This window comes from Pedobacter cryoconitis (assembly GCF_014200605.1).
In the GTDB taxonomy this organism is placed as follows: domain Bacteria; phylum Bacteroidota; class Bacteroidia; order Sphingobacteriales; family Sphingobacteriaceae; genus Pedobacter; species Pedobacter cryoconitis_B.
Genome location: NZ_JACHCE010000003.1, coordinates 251,412 through 270,949 on the forward strand (window position 1 = coordinate 251,412; position 19,538 = coordinate 270,949).

At 38.7% G+C, this 19,538-nt stretch carries 21 protein-coding genes; 17 read left to right on the top strand and 4 right to left on the bottom strand.

Annotated elements, in window-relative coordinates:
• Window positions 1-452: 452 nt before the first annotated feature.
• The 4 genes from HDE68_RS11880 (at window position 453) to HDE68_RS11895 (ending at window position 2,758) form a co-directional block, all read left to right on the top strand.
• Window positions 453-941: a hypothetical protein gene (locus HDE68_RS11880; protein ID WP_183882151.1), complete on the top strand. Its 489-nt coding sequence runs from the start codon at window positions 453-455 to the stop codon at window positions 939-941.
• A gap of 110 nt (window positions 942-1,051) precedes the next feature.
• Window positions 1,052-1,972, top strand: a complete 921-nt coding sequence (rsgA, locus tag HDE68_RS11885; protein ID WP_183882153.1) for a ribosome small subunit-dependent GTPase A — start codon at window positions 1,052-1,054, stop codon at window positions 1,970-1,972.
• Between the two features lie 6 nt (window positions 1,973-1,978).
• Entirely contained in the window at window positions 1,979-2,431 is a 453-nt protein-coding gene (gene dtd, locus HDE68_RS11890) for a D-aminoacyl-tRNA deacylase (RefSeq protein ID WP_183882155.1), read from the top strand.
• Window positions 2,432-2,758 (top strand): nucleotide pyrophosphohydrolase, encoded by a 327-nt coding sequence (locus tag HDE68_RS11895; RefSeq protein WP_068405648.1) that lies wholly within the window; start codon window positions 2,432-2,434, stop codon window positions 2,756-2,758. It begins immediately after the preceding gene.
• A gap of 33 nt (window positions 2,759-2,791) precedes the next feature.
• Here the strand turns inward: HDE68_RS11895 and HDE68_RS11900 are convergent, their stop codons facing one another.
• Complete coding sequence (locus HDE68_RS11900; protein WP_183882157.1) at window positions 2,792-3,184, bottom strand: HIT family protein; 393 nt, start codon at window positions 3,182-3,184, stop codon at window positions 2,792-2,794.
• A 9-nt stretch (window positions 3,185-3,193) separates the two neighbouring features.
• Window positions 3,194-3,667: a transcription elongation factor GreA gene (gene greA, locus HDE68_RS11905; RefSeq protein WP_183882159.1), complete on the bottom strand. Its 474-nt coding sequence runs from the start codon at window positions 3,665-3,667 to the stop codon at window positions 3,194-3,196.
• 249 nt (window positions 3,668-3,916) lie between these two features.
• Between greA and HDE68_RS11910 the strand changes: the two genes are divergently transcribed.
• Window positions 3,917-5,794 carry a M1 family metallopeptidase gene (locus HDE68_RS11910; RefSeq protein ID WP_183882161.1) on the top strand — a complete coding sequence of 626 codons (1,878 nt, stop codon included), beginning with the start codon at window positions 3,917-3,919 and terminating at the stop codon, window positions 5,792-5,794.
• A 77-nt stretch (window positions 5,795-5,871) separates the two neighbouring features.
• On the opposite strand, the gene HDE68_RS11915 is transcribed toward HDE68_RS11910, so the two are convergent.
• Together HDE68_RS11915 and rsmA are read right to left on the bottom strand one after the other, a co-directional pair.
• The gene (locus HDE68_RS11915; protein WP_183882163.1) at window positions 5,872-6,795 is read right to left on the bottom strand and encodes a 2-hydroxyacid dehydrogenase; all 924 of its coding nucleotides are present in this window, start codon (window positions 6,793-6,795) and stop codon (window positions 5,872-5,874) included.
• An 11-nt stretch (window positions 6,796-6,806) separates the two neighbouring features.
• Window positions 6,807-7,589 carry a 16S rRNA (adenine(1518)-N(6)/adenine(1519)-N(6))-dimethyltransferase RsmA gene (gene rsmA / locus HDE68_RS11920; RefSeq protein WP_183882165.1) on the bottom strand — a complete coding sequence of 261 codons (783 nt, stop codon included), beginning with the start codon at window positions 7,587-7,589 and terminating at the stop codon, window positions 6,807-6,809.
• Between the two features lie 188 nt (window positions 7,590-7,777).
• On the opposite strand from rsmA, the gene HDE68_RS11925 reads away from it, so the two are divergent.
• The 12 genes from HDE68_RS11925 (at window position 7,778) to HDE68_RS11980 (ending at window position 19,537) form a co-directional block, all read left to right on the top strand.
• Entirely contained in the window at window positions 7,778-8,902 is a 1,125-nt protein-coding gene (locus HDE68_RS11925) for a hypothetical protein (RefSeq protein ID WP_183882167.1), read from the top strand.
• Between the two features lie 32 nt (window positions 8,903-8,934).
• On the top strand, window positions 8,935-10,014 hold the full coding sequence (pdxA, locus tag HDE68_RS11930; RefSeq protein ID WP_183882169.1) for a 4-hydroxythreonine-4-phosphate dehydrogenase PdxA: 1,080 nt from the start codon (window positions 8,935-8,937) through the stop codon (window positions 10,012-10,014).
• A gap of 75 nt (window positions 10,015-10,089) precedes the next feature.
• Window positions 10,090-10,623 carry a YceD family protein gene (locus HDE68_RS11935; protein WP_183882172.1) on the top strand — a complete coding sequence of 178 codons (534 nt, stop codon included), beginning with the start codon at window positions 10,090-10,092 and terminating at the stop codon, window positions 10,621-10,623.
• Between the two features lie 18 nt (window positions 10,624-10,641).
• Window positions 10,642-10,833, top strand: a complete 192-nt coding sequence (gene rpmF / locus HDE68_RS11940; RefSeq protein ID WP_183882174.1) for a 50S ribosomal protein L32 — start codon at window positions 10,642-10,644, stop codon at window positions 10,831-10,833.
• Between the two features lie 99 nt (window positions 10,834-10,932).
• Complete coding sequence (plsX, locus tag HDE68_RS11945; protein WP_183882176.1) at window positions 10,933-11,871, top strand: phosphate acyltransferase PlsX; 939 nt, start codon at window positions 10,933-10,935, stop codon at window positions 11,869-11,871.
• Between the two features lie 13 nt (window positions 11,872-11,884).
• Window positions 11,885-12,874, top strand: a complete 990-nt coding sequence (locus HDE68_RS11950) for a beta-ketoacyl-ACP synthase III (RefSeq protein ID WP_183882178.1) — start codon at window positions 11,885-11,887, stop codon at window positions 12,872-12,874.
• A 71-nt stretch (window positions 12,875-12,945) separates the two neighbouring features.
• Complete coding sequence (gene accB, locus HDE68_RS11955) at window positions 12,946-13,425, top strand: acetyl-CoA carboxylase biotin carboxyl carrier protein (protein WP_183882180.1); 480 nt, start codon at window positions 12,946-12,948, stop codon at window positions 13,423-13,425.
• Between the two features lie 36 nt (window positions 13,426-13,461).
• Entirely contained in the window at window positions 13,462-14,802 is a 1,341-nt protein-coding gene (gene accC, locus HDE68_RS11960) for an acetyl-CoA carboxylase biotin carboxylase subunit (protein ID WP_183882182.1), read from the top strand.
• Window positions 14,803-14,882: 80 nt separating this feature from the next.
• On the top strand, window positions 14,883-15,773 hold the full coding sequence (gene tatC / locus HDE68_RS11965) for a twin-arginine translocase subunit TatC (RefSeq protein WP_183882184.1): 891 nt from the start codon (window positions 14,883-14,885) through the stop codon (window positions 15,771-15,773).
• 4 nt (window positions 15,774-15,777) lie between these two features.
• Window positions 15,778-16,212 carry a ribose 5-phosphate isomerase B gene (rpiB, locus tag HDE68_RS11970; RefSeq protein ID WP_183882186.1) on the top strand — a complete coding sequence of 145 codons (435 nt, stop codon included), beginning with the start codon at window positions 15,778-15,780 and terminating at the stop codon, window positions 16,210-16,212.
• Window positions 16,213-16,401: 189 nt separating this feature from the next.
• Window positions 16,402-18,036, top strand: coding sequence for a M28 family peptidase (locus tag HDE68_RS11975; RefSeq protein WP_183882188.1), 1,635 nt, complete (start codon window positions 16,402-16,404; stop codon window positions 18,034-18,036).
• Window positions 18,037-18,145: 109 nt separating this feature from the next.
• Window positions 18,146-19,537: a LutB/LldF family L-lactate oxidation iron-sulfur protein gene (locus HDE68_RS11980; RefSeq protein ID WP_183882190.1), complete on the top strand. Its 1,392-nt coding sequence runs from the start codon at window positions 18,146-18,148 to the stop codon at window positions 19,535-19,537.
• Window position 19,538: the final 1 nt, after the last annotated feature.

Here is a 19,538-nt window from a genome sequence, read left to right on the forward strand (position 1 = left end):
ATACACCTGCCTCCGGCTTCCCCGGTGGTAGTAATAATAATGGATGTAAGTGTTGAATTATTTATCATATGTCTATAGCAATATTGCTTCGTTATCGCTACGCTATAAAGTAAAGTTATATTTTTCTAATAAACAAGGGAATAAGAAAAAAATTACTGATTTTTAGCACTTTACTTCTATACTGCTCTTATCAGGGCTTTGCACAAAGCCCTTTGTTTATATGGGGTCCTGGCTTGAATGGATCTGATTTTCAAAAGACAGCCATATTTCAGATTTGACAAATGGACTTCTCTTTGAGGCTCCTTTATCCCCTGCCGGAATGAAACTACCTATATACAAGCAGTAAAAACTATGCTAATTTCAGTTCTAACAATCATGGATAAGTTTTAATATCATCCAACTTATATTTCAAGTTAGATGACAACTTGTTAATTGCTAAATCTCATACTACAATGTCAGGCGCCTCTATATTAATACCAGGTAATTCCAGACCTTATCAGGGAGGAATCTTATTTTATACTAACCGCCCGGCAGCGGCAATAGAAGATGCAAATTTCACAGGTAAACTATCCATGTTAATTAAAAACGACGGTAATGTGGGTATTGGAACAGATGAACCTGGCATTTACCGGCTAGCTGTTAACGGAAAGATAAGGGCCAAAGAGATACAGGTAGATACAGAATGGCCTGATTTTGTATTTGAAGAAACCTATCCACTCAGAACACTTTCATCTGTTGAATTATACATTAAGAAAAATAAACATCTTCCAGAGATCCCCTCTGAAAAAGAAGTCAGAGAAAATGGCATTTCATTAGGTGAAATGAATGCCAAGCTATTGCAAAAAATTGAAGAACTGACACTTTATATGATCGAAATAAAAAAAGAAAATGTGATTTTAAAAAAAGAAGTAAAGGATATTAAATTGCCCATAAAAAAATAACGTATTCTGATTAATAATAATCCTTGTTGAGGATTATTATTAATCAGAATACGTTTTGCGGGTTAACTATAAGAAGCTTGCATATTTCCTTACCTTTGCCCTGTAAAATTATGCAAGGACTAATAATAAAATCAACAGGGAGCTGGTATTTGGTTCATGGGGAAGATGACCGTGATTATCAATGCAGGATTAAAGGAAAATTCCGGATCAAAGGAATTCAGACCACCAATCCTATTGCAGTTGGAGATCAGGTAGATTTTGAAATGGAACCAAATTCTGAAAATGGGGTCATTTATAAACTTCATCCCCGAAAGAACTATATCATCAGAAAATCAATTAACTTATCAAAACAGGCTCAGATTATTGCAGCCAATATAGATGAGGCCTTTCTGGTTGTCACACTCGCTTCACCACGTACCTCATTAGGTTTTATAGACCGGTTTTTAGTTACTGCAGAGGCTTATAGTATTCCTTCGGTCTTAATATTCAACAAACTGGATTTATACAATGAAGACGGTCTGGAAGTATTGGCAGAATATAAAAATATTTATGAACGCCTGGGTTATCCATGTTATGAAGTCTCTGCTACAGAAGGCACCAACATGCCTTTGATAGAAAGTTTATTAAAAGATAAAACGACGCTTTTTTCAGGTCATTCGGGGGTAGGAAAATCCAGTCTGATCAATGTCCTGTTACCAGACAGAAATATTAAAACCGGAGAAATATCTGAGGCGAGTGACAAAGGACAGCATACCACTACTTTTGCCGAAATGCATACATTACCTTTTGGCGGCTACCTGATCGATAGCCCGGGAATCAGAGAACTGGGTATTTATGATATTAAACCAGAAGAACTGGGACACTATTTCAGAGAGATGCGTGAGCTGATGCCTCAATGCAAATTTCACAACTGCCGTCACATTAATGAACCTAGCTGTGCTGTTTTAGATGCGGTTAAAAGCGGAGAAATAGAAAGCAGCCGTTACGAAAGTTACCTGAGCATGTATCATGGTAATGAAACCAGAGCATAAATATTCATGAGAGCAGTCATACAAAGAGTTACACAGGCAAGCTGCAAAGTAGATGGAGTGATAACCGGCGCCATCGAAAACGGATTACTGGTTTTACTGGGTATCGAAGATGCTGATGAAACAGAAGACATGGAATGGCTTGCAGCTAAAATATTCAACATCAGGATTTTTAGTGATGAGAACGGTTTAATGAATAAGTCTCTTGCAGATATTGATGGCAATATTTTACTGATCAGTCAGTTCACTTTATTTGCAGCGACTAAAAAAGGAAACAGACCGGGTTTTACCAGGGCTGCAAGACCAGATAAAGCCATTCCGCTTTATGAGGCTATGATCAAACAGCTCACCTTACATTTAAACAGACCTGTACAGACAGGTATATTTGGTGCAGATATGAAGATCAGTTTGGTGAATGATGGCCCGGTTACCCTGGTAATAGATACTAAAAACAAAGAATAGATGACCATACAGGAAGCACAAGACACCGTTGATCAGTGGATTAACACGACCGGAATCCGCTATTTTAATGAATTAACCAATACAGCCATTTTAATGGAAGAAGTAGGCGAGGTGGCCCGCATTATGTCCCGCAAATACGGAGAACAATCTTTCAAAAAAAGTGATGAGGCAGTAGATCTTGGTGATGAAATGGCTGATGTCCTATTTGTGCTGATCTGTCTGGCTAACCAAACAGGGATTAACCTGACTGAAGCAATGGAGAAAAACCTGGTTAAAAAGAGTATCAGAGATGCCGACAGGCATAAAAATAATGAGAAGTTAAAATAGCAATAGAGCCAGTAAAACTGGCTCTTATCTTTTTTATAACTGTGCTTTAATTTTCAGTGCAGCTTCCTGCAGTTCTTCCTGCGTAGGAGTTAGCTTCGCTTTGCTGAAGTTCATATCCCCTACTGCATTCATAGGAATCAGGTGGATATGTACATGTGGTACTTCCAGCCCGATAACAGCCATTCCTACTTTTACACATGGAAAAGCTTTCTTTAAAGCTACCGCTACAATCTTTGCAAATAAAGTAAGGCCGAAATAACTCTCTTCGTCCATATCAAATATATAATCAATTTCCTTTTTAGGGATTACCAGTACATGGCCCATAGTTAAAGGACTAACATCTAAAAATGCCAGAAACTCTGTCGTTTCTGCAACTACATGTGCGGGAATTTCTCCGGCTACGATCTTGGAAAATATACTTGACATATAAAATGATTATCTGGTGATTTCTAATATTTCAAATTCGATCTTTCCTGCCGGAACTTCGATCTCTGTTCTATCACCTACCGATTTACCCAGCAAGCCCTGAGCAATAGGAGATTTCACAGAAATTTTTCCGGTTTTAAGATCAGCTTCAGTTTCAGCAACCAGCTGATAGCTCATTGTTGCACCGTTTTTAAGATTCTTTATTTTAACGATCGATAAAGCAAGTACCTTAGTCAGGTCCAGTTTCGATTCATCAATTAATCTTGCAGATGCAAGTGTAGTTTTCAATTTAGATATTTTTGCTTCATGCAGACCTTGTGCTTCCTTAGCAGCATCATACTCCGCATTTTCAGATAGATCGCCTTTATCTCTTGCTTCAGCTATAGCTTTGGAGATCAATTGTCTCCCTGTAGTAGTTAAGTAATGTACCTCTTCCTTTAGCTTATCTAATCCTTCCTGAGTGTAATATGTTACCTCTGTCATAGCTTAATTTATTATTTGTAAAACCTTTAAAATACAAACAAGACTATATTGGCAATAAGCCCCTATAGTCTTGCTTCAATTAAAACGAAGATAACAGGCAATTCTTACAAAAGCAAATCTTTTGATTTGAATTGTTTGGAAAGGCCAGGGACTGCGTTTAAAATTCGGCCAATAAACTTGTTTACAGACGTAAAACAATTACTTTTGAGCGCCTGCCCGACAGGCGCCGGATCAATTATAAAAAAGATTATGCAAAAAAACATTTTCAGGATAGCTGCTTTATTTTTAATGGGAACCCTTACTGCTCAGGCCCAGGAACTGTATATGCCAAGAAATATCAAAACGGCATACGACAATGGTACACGTTCTCTGGATGGCAAACCAGGTAAGAATTACTGGCAAAACAAGGGAAAATATGATATGACCATCACGGTCACCCCAAATGACAAGCTCGTTAAAGGAACAGAAACAATCACCTATACCAATAATAGCCCTGACACACTCAAAAAAGTTACGATAAGATTTGTCAACAACATTCATAAGCCCGAAGCACCAAGAGCAGGTTATGTCAATAAAGACTTTTTAACCTCTGGTTTAGACATCAGTTTATTCACTGTAGATGGCCAGAGTTACCATGTTGACACCCGTGACTGGGGCACTACCGGAGACATTAAGCTGAATAACGCTTTAGCCCCTGGTAAATCTGCTTCATTTAAAATCAACTGGAGTTATCCCCTGTCAAAATTAAGCGGCAGAGAAGGTCAGATAGACAGTACCACCTTTTTTGTAGCTTATGCTTTCCCAAGGATTTCTGTTTATGATGATTATAACGGATGGGATAAAATCCCGCATATGGACAGAGTAGAATTCTACAACGATTTCAATGATTATCTGTTAACCGTTAAAGCGCCTAAAAACTATGTAGTATGGGCCACAGGCGATTTAAAGAACCCTGATGAAGTCCTACAGCCAAAGTTTGCTGAGAAGCTTAAAAAGTCTTATACAAGCGACGAAGTTGTTTCTATCGCAAATGCACAGGAAATGGCAAATGGTGAAGTAACCAGGCAAAACGAGTGGAATTCATGGAAATTTTCAGCAGATCATATTACTGATATCACTTTTGCGATGAGTAATCATTATTTATGGGATGCAGGTAGTGTAATTGTAGACAATAAAACTAAAAGAAGGACTAGTGTACAATCAGCCTACGATAGCAAAGCTGAAGATTTTTCACATGCAGCAGCATGGACCAGACTGGCTTTAGACTGGTTCTCTAATAACTGGCCGGGTGTTCCTTATCCATTTTCAAAAATGACGGCAGTACAGGGTTTTGCTGATATGGAATTTCCAATGATGGTCAATGACTCCAGTACACCAGATATGGAATTCAGTCAGTTTGTACTTAACCATGAAATTGCACATACTTATTTTCCTTTTTATATGGGGACTAACGAAACACGTTATGCACATATGGATGAAGGCTGGGCAACGACACTGGAATACCTGATTGGCCAGCATCAGCTTGGAAAAGAGAAAGCAGATCAGAATTACAAAAAATTCAGGGTAGAAAGATGGATTAAAGATCCTTCTACTGAAGAAGATCAGCCAATTATCACATTATCTACCCAGGTTTCTGGTGCTGGTTATGGCAATAATGCTTATGTTAAACCTTCTCTTGCCTATCTTGCTTTAAAGGATATGTTCGGGGATGAGTTATTTAAGAAATACCTGCATACTTATATGGACCGCTGGAATGGGAAACACCCTATTCCATGGGATTTCTTTAATACCATCAATGATGCTTCTAAACAAGACCTGAACTGGTTCTGGAATAACTGGTTTTTCAGTAATAACTATATAGACCTGGCTATAGATAAAGTAACTATCAAAGGATTGACTTATAGTGTTTCTATTAAAAACACTGGTGGTTTTGCCATTCCTTTCGATATCAAAGTTACCTATACCGATGGTACTTCACAGGTGATTCATGAAACCCCGCAGGTATGGAAGTTCAACCAGAAAGCGATTAACATTCAGTTCACTGCGAAGAAAACAGTTTCTTCCCTGGTTCTGGATGGCGGTATTTATATGGATGCTAAACCAGGCGATAACAGCTGGAACAAGTAAGTATATCAAAACCTTATTCAATAAAAAATGCCCACAAATTTGTCTGACTTTTTGGGGGCATTTTTTATATCAGGTCATTAAAGCTGCCCCAGTTTATCGGCAAGCACCTCAGAAATTTTCCTGTACGAATCAAAAGTCCAGCCACCTACATGCGGTGTCAGTATCACTTTAGGGGATTCTTTCAATTCCTCATACCAGGGTTGCTCAGCAAGGACCGGAAATTTTTCTGCTTCCAGTACATCCAGTCCGGCACCCAGTATCTTACCCGATCTGATCGCAGCAAGTATCGCTGTGGTATTGACAATTTCGCCTCTGGCTGTATTGATAAAGAAGATATTCTTTTTAAAATGGTATAAATATTCTTCATCCACCATCTGCCTTGTTTCAGCAGTCAGCGGAATATGCAAACTTAACACATCACTATGTTTAACAATTTCTTCCATACTGCATTCCTGAGCATAAGCATCAGAAAAACCCGTTTTATATTTATCATAAGCAAGCACCTTCACCTCAAAACCCGAAAGTTTCTTAGCCATGCTGCTTCCCATAAAACCGTAACCAATAATGCCGACAGTTTTGCCTTTCAGCTCCCATCCACGGTTTCCTTCCCGATCCCAGATACCATTTCTGATCTCAATATCCGCTTTACGGTGATTGTTGATTAAGGAAAGAAGCATTCCCATAGCATGTTCCCCTACTGCATCTCTGTTACCTTCGGGTGCATTCAGCAATTGAATATTTTTCTCTTTAGCATAAGCTTCATCAATATTATCCAGTCCTGCTCCTGCTCTGGCAACAAATTTAAGTCCTGGTGCTGCTGCCATCAGCTCCCTGTCTATCTTAAATTTGGTACGCACTGCAATACCATCATATCCTGAAATCACAGCCAGCGTCTCTGCTCTGGTGATTTTAGGCAGATCATCTACTTCGTAACCTAATTGCTCTGCCCTGCTTTTAAATACAGGGTGTAAATCATCAACAATTAATATTTTACCATTCATCTGTTTTATAATTATAACGCCAGCTTAGTGACCAGCTGCGTAAGGGTAATAAAATCTTCTACGCTCAGTTGCTCTGCTCTTTTCTCAAAATAGATGTTATCATCCATTTTAGCCTTAGGCAATACACCCGACAAAGCATTTCTTAATGTTTTTCTACGCTGATTAAATCCGGCTTTAACCACAGTCCAGAATAATTTCTCATCGCAATCTAAAGTCACCCTTTCGTTTCTGCTCAAACGGATTACACCCGAGTTTACTTTAGGCGGCGGATTAAAAGTCCCTGGCTTTACAGTGAATAAATAATCAATATTATAATAGGCCTGAATCAGCACACTTAAAATTCCATAATCTTTAGTTCCGCTTTTCGAAGCACAGCGTTCTGCAACCTCTTTTTGAAACATCCCCACCATCTCCACTACATTTTCTCTGTGTTCCAATACTTTAAATAAAATCTGAGAAGAAATATTATAAGGGAAGTTACCTATGATAGCGAATTTACCAGGAAACACCTTTTTCAGATCCATGGCCAAAAAATCTCCGTTAATCAGCCTTTCACCCATTTGCGGATACTTCTCATTTAAAAAATGATAAGATTCTACGTCAATATCGATCATGAAGGTTTCCAGGTGTTCCCTTTCCAGCAAAATATCTGAAAGAATCCCCATACCCGGTCCTACTTCAAGTACCTGGCGGTATTGGTCTGTATGGACAAGACCGTCTACAATTTTAGCTGCTATTTTTTTATCGGTCAAAAAATGTTGCCCTAAATGTTTTTTCGCCCTTACCAAACTCATATGATTGCTGTTATATTTTATTAACCTGAAGAAGCCTGAACTTCTAAAAGGTGCAAAATAACTAAAGTTTTACGAGTAAAGGTTAAATTTTAGAAATCAGGCCCTAAATACCGGCGGTATTTCTAACTCCTCTACCCTATATTATGTATTGATAAAGTTGATTATCTTTAAGATCATAAACCAACATCATGAGAAACATTGGTAAAATAGTGCTGCTGCTGATCTTATTTTCTTCTTGTAAATCCACACAGAAATTATTTGATAAAGGTGAATACAGCAAAGCCTATTATGCAGCAGTCAACGATCTTAAAAAAGACCCTTCCAATGCCATAGCTTTAGGAATACTCCCGGTTTCTTATAGAGAAGCTGCTGCCAGTTATGAACAGGATATTACAGCAGCACAAAATAGCAAAGGCAGAAAAGGAGAAATCCTTGATCAGATTTACACTGGCTATCAGGCATTGCAAAAAATGTACGATGCACTGATTGATGCCAAAATTCAAATCAATTCTTTCAGCCCTAAAGATTATAGTACAGAATTAAATGCAGCAGCAACCAATGCCGCCGCTGCAAATTACAACCGGGGTATTGCGCTATTGCAACCTCACCAGGATAAGCTCAGTGCGAGAAAGGCTTATGAAAGCTTCAAACTGGCGGATACCTATGTTCCCGGTTATAAAGACGTCATTGAAAAAAAACAACAGGCCTATAATGCTGCAATCATCAATGTAGCAGTGAACAGGGTGGATCAGCGTTTTGGCTATTATTCTATCAATGGAAATTTCTTAGAAAGTGATATACTGTGGAATCTCAATTCGATCGGAGATAGAAATTACTACAGGTTTTTCAGTATAGATTCCGGACAGCAAACTGATTTAAAAACAGACCAGTATATGGACATCAATCTCTATGATATATGGTTCAGTAACCTGTCAACAAATACTTATTCTTATAATGTTTCAAAGAAAATCCCCGTAAAAAGTAATAAAATGGCTGGCAGTGAAAGCACTAAAACAATTACAGCCACGGTCTATGTAACCAGACGCATCATTAATTCAAGAGCAGTACTGGACTATCGGATTACTGATGCCGTTTCACAAAAAATAATAGCCTCAAACCGCATTCCTGCACAGTATACCTGGGAAAGTCTCACTGGAAGATATACAGGTGACCCGGCCGCATTAAGCGGAAGGGACCTCGCAATCATCAACGGTACAGCCGGTAACAAACCGGGCTATGATGAGCTATACAGAGAGCTGACCCGGCAAATCATGACGCAGTTTAATTTTGCCATGAGGGATATTTATCGTTAAATTCTGTATTTTGCGCAAATTTTCATTTGAGCATGAGCAATAAAATCAAAATAGGAATCAGTATAGGTGATGTAAATGGCATTGGTTTAGAAGTTATTCTTAAAACATTAGCCAACAACAGTATTCTTGATTACTGCACCCCTATCGTTTATGGACATACAAAAGTAGCTTCTTACCATAGAAAAGCATTGGGTTTAGGAGATTTCAGTTTTAACGTCATCAATGACGCTGAGGCCGCTAATCCTAAAAAAGCAAATATGATCAATTGCTGGGAAGAGGATGTAAAAATTGAACTGGGTGTAGCCAACGAAACCGGTGGAAAATATGCCCTTTTATCCTTAGAAAGAGCAACAGAAGATCTGGTTAAAGGAAATATTGACGCTTTAGTTACTGCCCCTATTAATAAACATACCATTCAGTCAGAGAATTTTAAATTCCCCGGACATACAGAATATTTACAGGAACGCACCGGAAGTCCGGATGTACTCATGTTTTTACTCAGCGAGGATATTCGTGTAGGTGTAGTTACCGGACATATCCCTGTAGCGAAGGTATCAGAAAGCATTACTAAAGAAAGTATTGTTAAGAAACTGATCCTGATCAATAAAAGCTTAAAAAGAGATTTCTGGATTGAGAAACCAAAAATTGCCGTATTAGGATTAAATCCTCATGCCGGCGATAATGGTTTACTGGGAAGCGAAGAGCAGGATATTATTATGCCTGCTATCCAGGAAGCCTTTGATTCGGGTGTAATTTGTTTTGGTCCTTATCCGGCAGATGGATTTTTCGGCAAAGGTGCTTATAAACAATTCGATGCGGTATTAGCGATGTATCATGACCAGGGTTTAATTCCCTTCAAGACCATAGCTTTCGGAACCGGGGTTAATTTCACTGCCGGAATGAAATATGTACGCACTTCACCTGATCATGGCACAGGGTTCGATATCGCAGGAAAAGACCTGGCAGATCCGTCTTCTTTTATAGAGGCAGTTTTTGCAGCAACGCACATCGTAAAACACAGACGTGAGCAGGATGATCTGTTAAGCAACCAGTTAAGAAGCGGCGGAAAAATTATAGAAACTGCGGCAGATGTGAAGGACGATGCAAATTAACGACAATAATATTTCTAAAACATTTCAGAAATATCAAATTAATTCATACATTTGCGGGCTAAAATTTTGTTACAATTGAAACCTTTAAAACAATTTTCAATCCCGTTTACTGGCTTAAAAATTGGCAAGCATCAATTTGATTTTGAGATTGATAACAGCTTTTTTGACGCTTTTGAGTACTCTTTGGTAAAAAAAGGGGCGCTGAAAGTAACTGTGGAATTGGATAAACAGGAGACAATGCTGATTTTGAAAATCCGCATTGCCGGAACGATAAAACTTGATTGTGATAAATGTTTAGCTGAATTTGATGCCCCTCTGGATATTTCAGAGAGACAGATTGTTAAGTTCGCTGAAGATGATTTGGAAAGTGATGATTTAGAAATCATCGTTTTGAACAAAAAAGAAAGTAGTATCGATATTGCGGAGATTCTATATGAATTTATCACTGTATCGGTTCCCTATATAAAAATTTGTGAGCAGAACGGCAATGGTGCCAAATGCGACAAAGAGATGATTGAAAGACTGGAAAGTCTGGCTAATCCTTCTCAACAAGAAGAAAATACAACAGGTGCAGACCCACGCTGGGAAGCATTAAAAAAATTAAAATAATAATTAAATAAATCAGCAATGGCACATCCAAAACGTAAGATCTCTAAAAGTAGAAGAGATAAAAGAAGAACACACTATAAAGCGGTAGCTCCTTCTTTATCTACTTGTCAAACTACTGGTGCAATCCACACTCCTCACCATGCATACAATGTTGACGGTAATTTGTACTACAACGGTAAACTGGTTATTGAAAACACCTCTATAGGTTAATTTTCCTGAGAAATTGTTTGTGTTTTCAGCCTCATTAAGTTTAACTTAGGCGCTTGAAAAAAAGGCAATAATGCTTTACTCACAAACTGATTTTTTACTATGAAAATAGGTCTCGATATAATGGGCGGAGACTATGCTCCCAAAGCAAACGTTTTGGGAGCAATAGCTGCCCATGAATTATTAGCGCCAAATGAGCATTTAGTGCTAATCGGCGATACTCAGCAAATTAAGCCTTTGCTCGCTGAAAATGGGTTTAATCCCGATCACTTTGAATATGTTCATACCGAAGAGGTAATTGGTATGGGCGAACATCCCACAAGAGCAATTGCTCAAAAACCAAACTCAAGTATTTCTATTGGTTTCTCTATGTTAAAAAAAGGAGAGATCGACGCATTTGTTGGCGCAGGTAATTCTGGTGCGATGATGGTTGGTGCTGTTTTTAGTGTAAAAACGGTTCCTGGCATTATCAGACCTTGTCTGTGTACAATTGTTCCCAAACTTGATGGAGGAAGAGGTTTAATGCTTGATGTTGGCGCAAATGCCGACTGCAAGCCTGATACTTTACTCCAGTTCGGTGTTTTAGGTAGTTTATATGCTGAAAATGTGATGCAGATAAATAGTCCTAAAGTCGGCCTGATCAATATTGGCGAAGAAGATGAAAAAGGAAATATGTTAAGTCTGGCTACTTTTCCATTGATGAAAGATTGTAATCTTTTTAACTTTATTGGAAATATTGAGGGACGTGATTTATTCAATGAAAAAGCTGATGTAATTGTATGTGATGGGTTTACCGGAAACATTATGCTTAAATTAGCTGAATCGTTTTACATAATGACCATCAAAAAAGGACTTAAAGATGAGTTCTTTGACAGGTTTAATTATGAAAATTACGGTGGAAGTCCGGTTCTTGGAGTAAATGCACCTGTGATCATAGGTCATGGAATCTCCTCGCCTACCGCTGTAAAAAACATGATCTTTCAAGCGAGAGACATGATTACTACAGGTCTGGTTGGAAAAATACAAGATGCATTCAAATAAAATCTGACAACAAATGAGTAAAATTCACGCTGCAATTACTGCGGTTCAAGGTTATGTTCCTGATTATGTCCTTTCTAATAAAGAATTAGAAACGATAGTTGACACAACAGATGAATGGATCACTTCTCGAACGGGTATTAAAGAGCGAAGAATATTAAAAGGTGAAGGATTAGGTACCTCTGATATGGCAGTTCATGCGGTTAATGGACTGTTGAAAAAAAGAGGTATTACGGCAGAAGAGATCGATCTGATTATCTTCTGTACAACGACTCCCGACATGCCTTTCCCAGCCACTGCAAATATTTTAGCTGATAAAATCGGCGCAAAAAATGCATGGGGTTTTGATCTGCAGGCGGCCTGCTCCGGATTTATCTATGGGATTTCTACCGCTTCACAATTTATTGAATCTGGAAAACATCAGAAAGTACTGGTAGTTGGCGGCGACAAAATGTCGTCAATTATTGATTATACAGACAGGACAACCTGCATCATTTTTGGTGACGGATGTGGTGCGGTATTGCTGGAACCAAATGATGAGGGTAACGGGATCATTGATTCTGTCCTGAAATCGGACGGTGCCGGAAGACAATTTCTGCATCAGAAAGCTGGTGGATCTGTTAAACCAGCTTCGCATGAAACTATTGACCAGAGAGAACATTTTGTATATCAGGAAGGAAAAGCTGTTTTTAAATTTGCAGTCACCAACATGGCAGATGTAGCAGCCGAGATCATGGAACGTAATCAGCTAAGTGCTGATGATGTAACCTGGCTGGTTCCGCATCAGGCAAATAAAAGAATTATTGATGCTACGGCTTCAAGAATGGGGGTAGGATCTGAAAAAGTAATGATCAATATTGAGCGTTACGGTAATACCACCAACGGAACTATACCTTTATGCTTATGGGAATGGGAAGATAAACTTAAAAAAGGAGACAACATTATTCTGGCTGCTTTTGGAGGTGGATTTACCTGGGGATCAGTATACATAAAGTGGGCTTACTAAATTTTATACAAATAAAAATATTAACTTAGAGTCTTTAAAAGACCAATATCTTTTCAACAAAACACCAAAAAATGGATATAAAACAAATTCAGGAACTCATTAAATTTGTTTCTCGTTCGGGCGTCAATGAAGTTGCAATAGAACAAAAGGACTTCAAAATCACTATTAAAACTAACCAGACCCCAACAGTTATTACAACGACAGTTCCTGCACAGGCTGTGGCACCACAGGTGTTACCATCTGCTCCTGCTGTACAACCAGTAGCTGTAACGGCGAACAATAATGCTGCTGCAGAAGCTGATGACTCTAAATATATTACCATCAAATCTCCAATGATCGGAACTTTCTACCGTTCATCAAGCCCGGATAAACCTTCATTCGTGAATGTTGGTGACGAGGTTACTGCAGGTAAAGTTATCTGTATCATTGAGGCAATGAAGTTATTCAACGAAATTGAAAGTGAAGTTTCTGGAAGAATCGTTAAAGTATTGGTTGATAACTCATCACCAGTAGAATACGACCAACCATTATTTTTAGTAGAACCTATGTAATATTTGCTTCTGGCAAATTATCATCTTATCAATTATATGTTTAAAAAAATATTAATTGCCAACAGGGGCGAAATTGCCTTGCGTATTATTCGTACCTGTAAAGAAATGGGCATTAAAACTGTTGCAGTTTATTCAACTGCTGACAGAGAAAGTCTGCATGTTCGTTTCGCAGATGAAGCTGTTTGTATAGGCCCGCCTCCGAGTAAAGATTCTTACTTAAGTATTCCGAATATTATTTCTGCTGCTGAATTAACAAATGCAGATGCAATTCATCCTGGCTACGGCTTTTTGTCTGAGAATGCTAAGTTCTCTTCTGTTTGCAGAGACTATGGAATTAAGTTCATTGGTGCTACACCTGAGCAGATCAATTCTATGGGAGATAAGGCTTCCGCTAAAGAAACGATGAAATTGGCTGGTGTACCGACTATACCTGGTTCTCAGGGTTTGCTGGAAAGCGTTAAAGAAGGTATTGTATTAGCGAATGAAATCGGTTATCCGGTAATCCTGAAAGCAACTGCCGGTGGTGGTGGCCGTGGAATGCGTGTGGTATGGAAAGATGAAGAATTCGAGAATGCATGGGATAGCGCAAGACAGGAATCTGGTGCTGCTTTTGGAAATGACGGTTTATATTTAGAAAAATATATCGAAGATCCACGCCACATTGAAATCCAGATTATTGGTGATCAGTATGGTAAAGCCTGTCACCTTTCTGAGCGTGATTGTTCTATTCAGCGTCGTCACCAAAAATTAGTAGAAGAAGCTCCATCTCCTTTCATGACTCCGGAATTGAGAGAACGTATGGGTGAAGCTGCAATTAAAGGTGCTACTGCTGTCTCTTACGAAGGAGCAGGAACTATTGAATTCCTGGTTGACAAACACCGTAATTTCTATTTCATGGAAATGAATACCCGTATCCAGGTAGAGCACCCGGTTACAGAAGAGGTAATCAACTACGATTTAATCAAAGAACAAATTAAAGTAGCTTCAGGCGTTCCGATTTCTGGTAAAAACTATCTTCCGAATATGCATGCTATTGAATGCAGAATTAACGCGGAAGATCCTTTTAACAATTTCAGACCTTGTCCTGGAAAAATCACTAATTTCCATTCTCCGGGTGGACATGGGGTAAGGGTTGATACACATGTTTATGCAGGTTATCAGATTCCTTCTAACTATGATTCAATGATTGCTAAACTAATCTGTGTTGCACAAACACGTGAAGAAGCAATCAGTACCATGGAGCGTGCTTTAAGTGAATTTGTAATTGAAGGTGTAAAAACAACTATTCCTTTCCACTTGAAATTAATGAAAGATCCGAACTTCAGAGCAGGAAACTTCACTACTAAATTCATGGAAACATTTGTTTTTTCTGAATAAAGACATCTAATTATTATATTTAAAACGTAAATACCATTCTAATAAAATAGAATGGTATTTTTGTTTTACAAATAACGTACATGAGTGATAATAAAGCGCAGGACCTTATAGGGGCCATTAAGAATAAAGGAAAGAATCTGGAGTCTGAAATGTCTTTCTTTGACCATATTGATGTATTAAGAAAACACTTGCTCAGAGCATTGTTAGCCATTGTAATTTTTACAGGTTTAGCCTTCTGGTATTACGATTTCCTGTTTAACACGGTGATTATGGGCCCCAAGAGCCCGGATTTCTGGACCTACCGGATGATGTGCAAATTAGTTCAGATCTTCCCTTCACTGGGATCGGACTTCTGTATTACCGATATCAAGGGTAAAATTATCAATACTGAAATGGCCGGTCAGTTCACTTTACAGATCAATTCCTGTATTATGACCGGTATAGTTTTTGGGATTCCCTATATACTTTTTGAACTCTGGTTATTTATAAAACCTGCCCTTCATGAGAAAGAAAGAAAGGCTGCAAGGGGATTTGTCTTCTTTGCTTCTGTATTATTTCTGATAGGTGTCCTTTTCGGTTATTACATTATTTGTCCGTTATCGATTAACTTCCTGACCAATTTCTCAGTAAGTCCGATGATCGAAAATACTTTCACCATTGACTCTTATTTGTCATCTGTCTCGACTTTAACCATTGGAACAGGAATTATATTTGAATTACCTGTTGTCATCTATATCCTCTCTATATTCGGTATTATGACTCCTGCCTTTATGCGGGCAAGCCGGAGATATGCAATTGTAATTATCCTGATTATAGCTGCTGTAGTTACCCCTACTCCAGATATGATGACCATGCTTGTCGTTGCATTCCCGCTATTCATTTTATACGAATTGAGTATATTCATTTCTGCTAAAATTGAACGCAGAAAAAACAAAGAACTTTACGGTACAACAAAAGGTAATAACTCTTAATTACATGTCCACACAACTAAAAATTGCCATTGGTGCTGACCACGCTGGTTTTGCCTATAAAGAGTTATTACGTGACTATCTTACGGATTTTGAGGTACAGGATTTCGGAACCTATTCTTCAGCTTCTGTAGATTATCCTGATTTTGCACATCCTGTAGCTTCGGCTGTGGAAAATGGAGAATTCTCTTTTGGTATTCTGATTTGTGGAAGTGCTAACGGGATTGCGATCTCAGCAAATAAACACCAGGGTATCAGAGCTGCAATTTGCTGGGAGAATGAACTGGCTTCTTTATCAAGACAGCATAACAATGCGAATATCATCTGTATACCGGCAAGATTCGTATCAGAGAAACTCGCTAAAGAAATGGTAATAACATTTATAAACACAGCATTTGAAGGCGGCAGACATGCTTCACGTGTAGAGAAAATATCCTGTTAGTACCTAAAAAACGATCAGGAAACAATATCAATGGCCCGAAATCAAGAATTTCGGGCCATTGATATTTTCAGAATACCCGTAGGCTGTAACATAATAGTGACTCCTGAGAAAAGCACCGCCAGTTTATGAAAGGATATAGTTAATTTCTTATCTTGATAACCTCTAAAAAATACAGCATAAAATTAAATAATGAACAAACACATTTTAAGTACAAGCATGGCTTTATTGCTTTGCTTAGGTGCATGTGCACAAAGTCAGACTTCTGTTCAAAATAAGACAGCAGTTAAATTTAGCGCAAGCATTGATAAGACAAACGCTTATAAGCATTTATCTGTACTCGCATCTGATGAATACGAGGGCAGGGAAACTGGTAAAAAGGGTGCATGGATGGCAGCCGATTATATCAAAAACTACTTTAAAAGTATCGGCCTGAAAGGCCCTGTACAAGGGGACTATTTTCAGCCTATAGATATGGTAACCTATAAGCTTACCCAAACGGTTTTCACGATTGATGGCCAGGCTAAAGAGAGCAACAAAGATTTCGTAATCCCTGCGGCCAATGTATCGCTTCAGGGTTTTACATTCAATACAAAAGAGATTGTATTTGCTGGTTACGGGCTGGACTCAGAAGGTTATAATGATTATGCAGGTATTGATGTTACTGGTAAGGTTGTATTGATTTTTGCTTCCGGTAACCCGGGCAGAAAAGATGAAGCTGCCCCAACCGACCGTGCTGCAAGAAGAAAAGCAATGGCCTCTAAAAGAGAGAAAATACAATACCTTGCTAACCATAAAGCACTGGCAGTAATTCAGATAGACCCTTCACTGGATACACTCAATGAAGAAACAAAAGCTATGTATGCAGGTTCAGGGCAACTTTCGCTCAAAACTGCAGAGAACACGGCAAGGATGGCAAAAGTTAAAACTTTCCCAACCATTAATGTATCTACTGCTACTGCAAATGAACTTTTAAAAGCTGCAGGAACAACAGTTGAAGCTTTACAGCAAAAAATCAGTTCAACTGGTAAACCAGCTACCCAGGTCATCAATATTGCGGTATCAGGAAGCGCTCAGAAAGACGAAGTCAAAGTAAGGGCTGAAAATGTTTTAGGTTTTCTTGAAGGCTCCGATCCTGTCCTGAAAAAAGAAATTCTGGTAATCACTGGTCACTATGACCACATTGGCTTAACGCTTTCCGGTACTGATAAAGTGAACAATGGTGCTGACGATGATGGTTCAGGAACTACAGGGGTATTGTTAATTGCTGACGCTTTTGCTAAGGCTAAACAAGCAGGAAAAGGCCCTAAAAGAAGTATTCTGTTTATGACAGTTGTCGGAGAAGAAAAAGGGCTTTTAGGTTCTGAATGGTACTCTGAGCATCCCGTACTGCCATTGGAAAATACAATTACCAATTTAAATATTGATATGATTGGCCGTGTAGATAAAGAGCACGAAGACAAACAGGACTATATTTATATTATTGGTTCAGACATGCTGAGTTCAGATTTGAATGCTGCCGGAATCAATGCAAATGAGCAGTATATCAAAATGAACCTGGATATGAAGTACAATAACCGTACAGATCCAAATCAATTCTACTATCGTTCAGATCATTATAACTTCGCTAAACATGGTATCCCGGTCATCTTTTATTTCAATGGTGTCCACGAAGATTACCACCAGCCAGGAGATGAAGTGAGCAAGATCAATTTCGATTTACTGGCCAGACGTGCGCAGCTTGTCTATTATACCGCATGGGATTTAGCCAATAGGCCTAAACGACCTGTGGTTGATAAAAACGAAGATGGCACTCCAAAAAAATAATTCTGAAAACCTGCATAACCTGCAGGTTTTTTCGTTTAACTGCCAGAGTATGTTATAAAATTATAATCTTAATATAAACAGACTCTAACTCTAATTATTATATTTGAACATGACGAAGATTGCTGAGGAGTTTTTGGTAAAGGCAGATGAGAAGGCATTTGATGTAGATCATCGTAACACAATCAACCACAACATTGGAAAATACAATGATGCGGTTGGAAGAGGTTTAACGAGGTTTGAGAATTTAGAAAATTCCAAGAAGAGGGCGCATGTCATCAAGTGGAGGGTAATGGAAAACCTGGACAAATTCTTACCGGAATTTGAGGCCAATTTCCAGCGCCGTGGTGGAAAGGTAATCTGGGCAAATGACGCAGAAGAAGCACAAAAAGAGATATTAAATATAATTAAAAGAAGTGGTGGAAAATCGGTTATTAAATCGAAATCCATGACTACCGAAGAAATTCATCTGAATGAGTTTCTTGAAAAAAATGAGATCAGCTCTTTAGAAAGTGATCTGGGCGAATTTATCGTTCAATTGCTGGGCCAGGCCCCCTATCATATCGTTACCCCTGCCATGCACCTCACTAAAGAGGATATTGCTAAGCTTTTTCACGAAAAGTTTGGGACCCCCATAGATTATACCCCAGAGCAGCTTACACAGAAAGCCAGAGAACTTTTAAGAGAGAAGTATCTGACTGCTGACATAGGGATCACTGGTGGAAATTTTCTGATCGCAGATACAGGAAGTATTGCATTAACTGAAAACGAAGGAAATGCCAGATTAAGCACAACCTTCCCTAAAATCCATATTGCTATTGTTGGGATTGAGAAAATCATTCCTTCTATGGCAGACCTAGATCTTTTCTGGCCATTATTATCAAGCCATGGAACAGGTCAGAATTTAACTGTATACAATACAATTTTAAGCGGGCCAAGAAAACCAAATGAAACAGATGGTCCCGAAGAAATGTACGTCATCCTGCTGGATAATGGCCGTACTAACCTGCTGGCACAAAAAGATCAGCGTCAGGGCTTATATTGTATCCGTTGCGGGGCCTGTCTGAATGCCTGCCCCGTTTATAAAAACATAGGCGGTCACACTTATAATACCACCTATAGCGGCCCTATTGGTTCTATCATCACCCCGCATCTGCAGGGAATGAAAGAATTCAAACATCTGAGTTATGCTTCAAGCCTTTGCGGCAAATGTTCTGAGGTATGCCCTGTAAAGATTGATATTCATAAGATGCTGCTGCTTAACAGAAGAGACGCAGCAGAACAACATCAAAATACTAAAGCCGAAGATATAGGCTGGAAGATCTGGAATTCTGGCATGTCTAAAAGATCCAAAATGGACATGTTCGGAGGGAAAATCAAAAACTTCCTGATGAAGTTCCTCTTTAAGAAAATGTGGGGCAAGTATCGCGTTATGCCCGAAGTTGCACCGAAATCCTTCGCCAAACAATGGGAGGAAAATTCTAAAGCTAAACCTCAAACCTAAC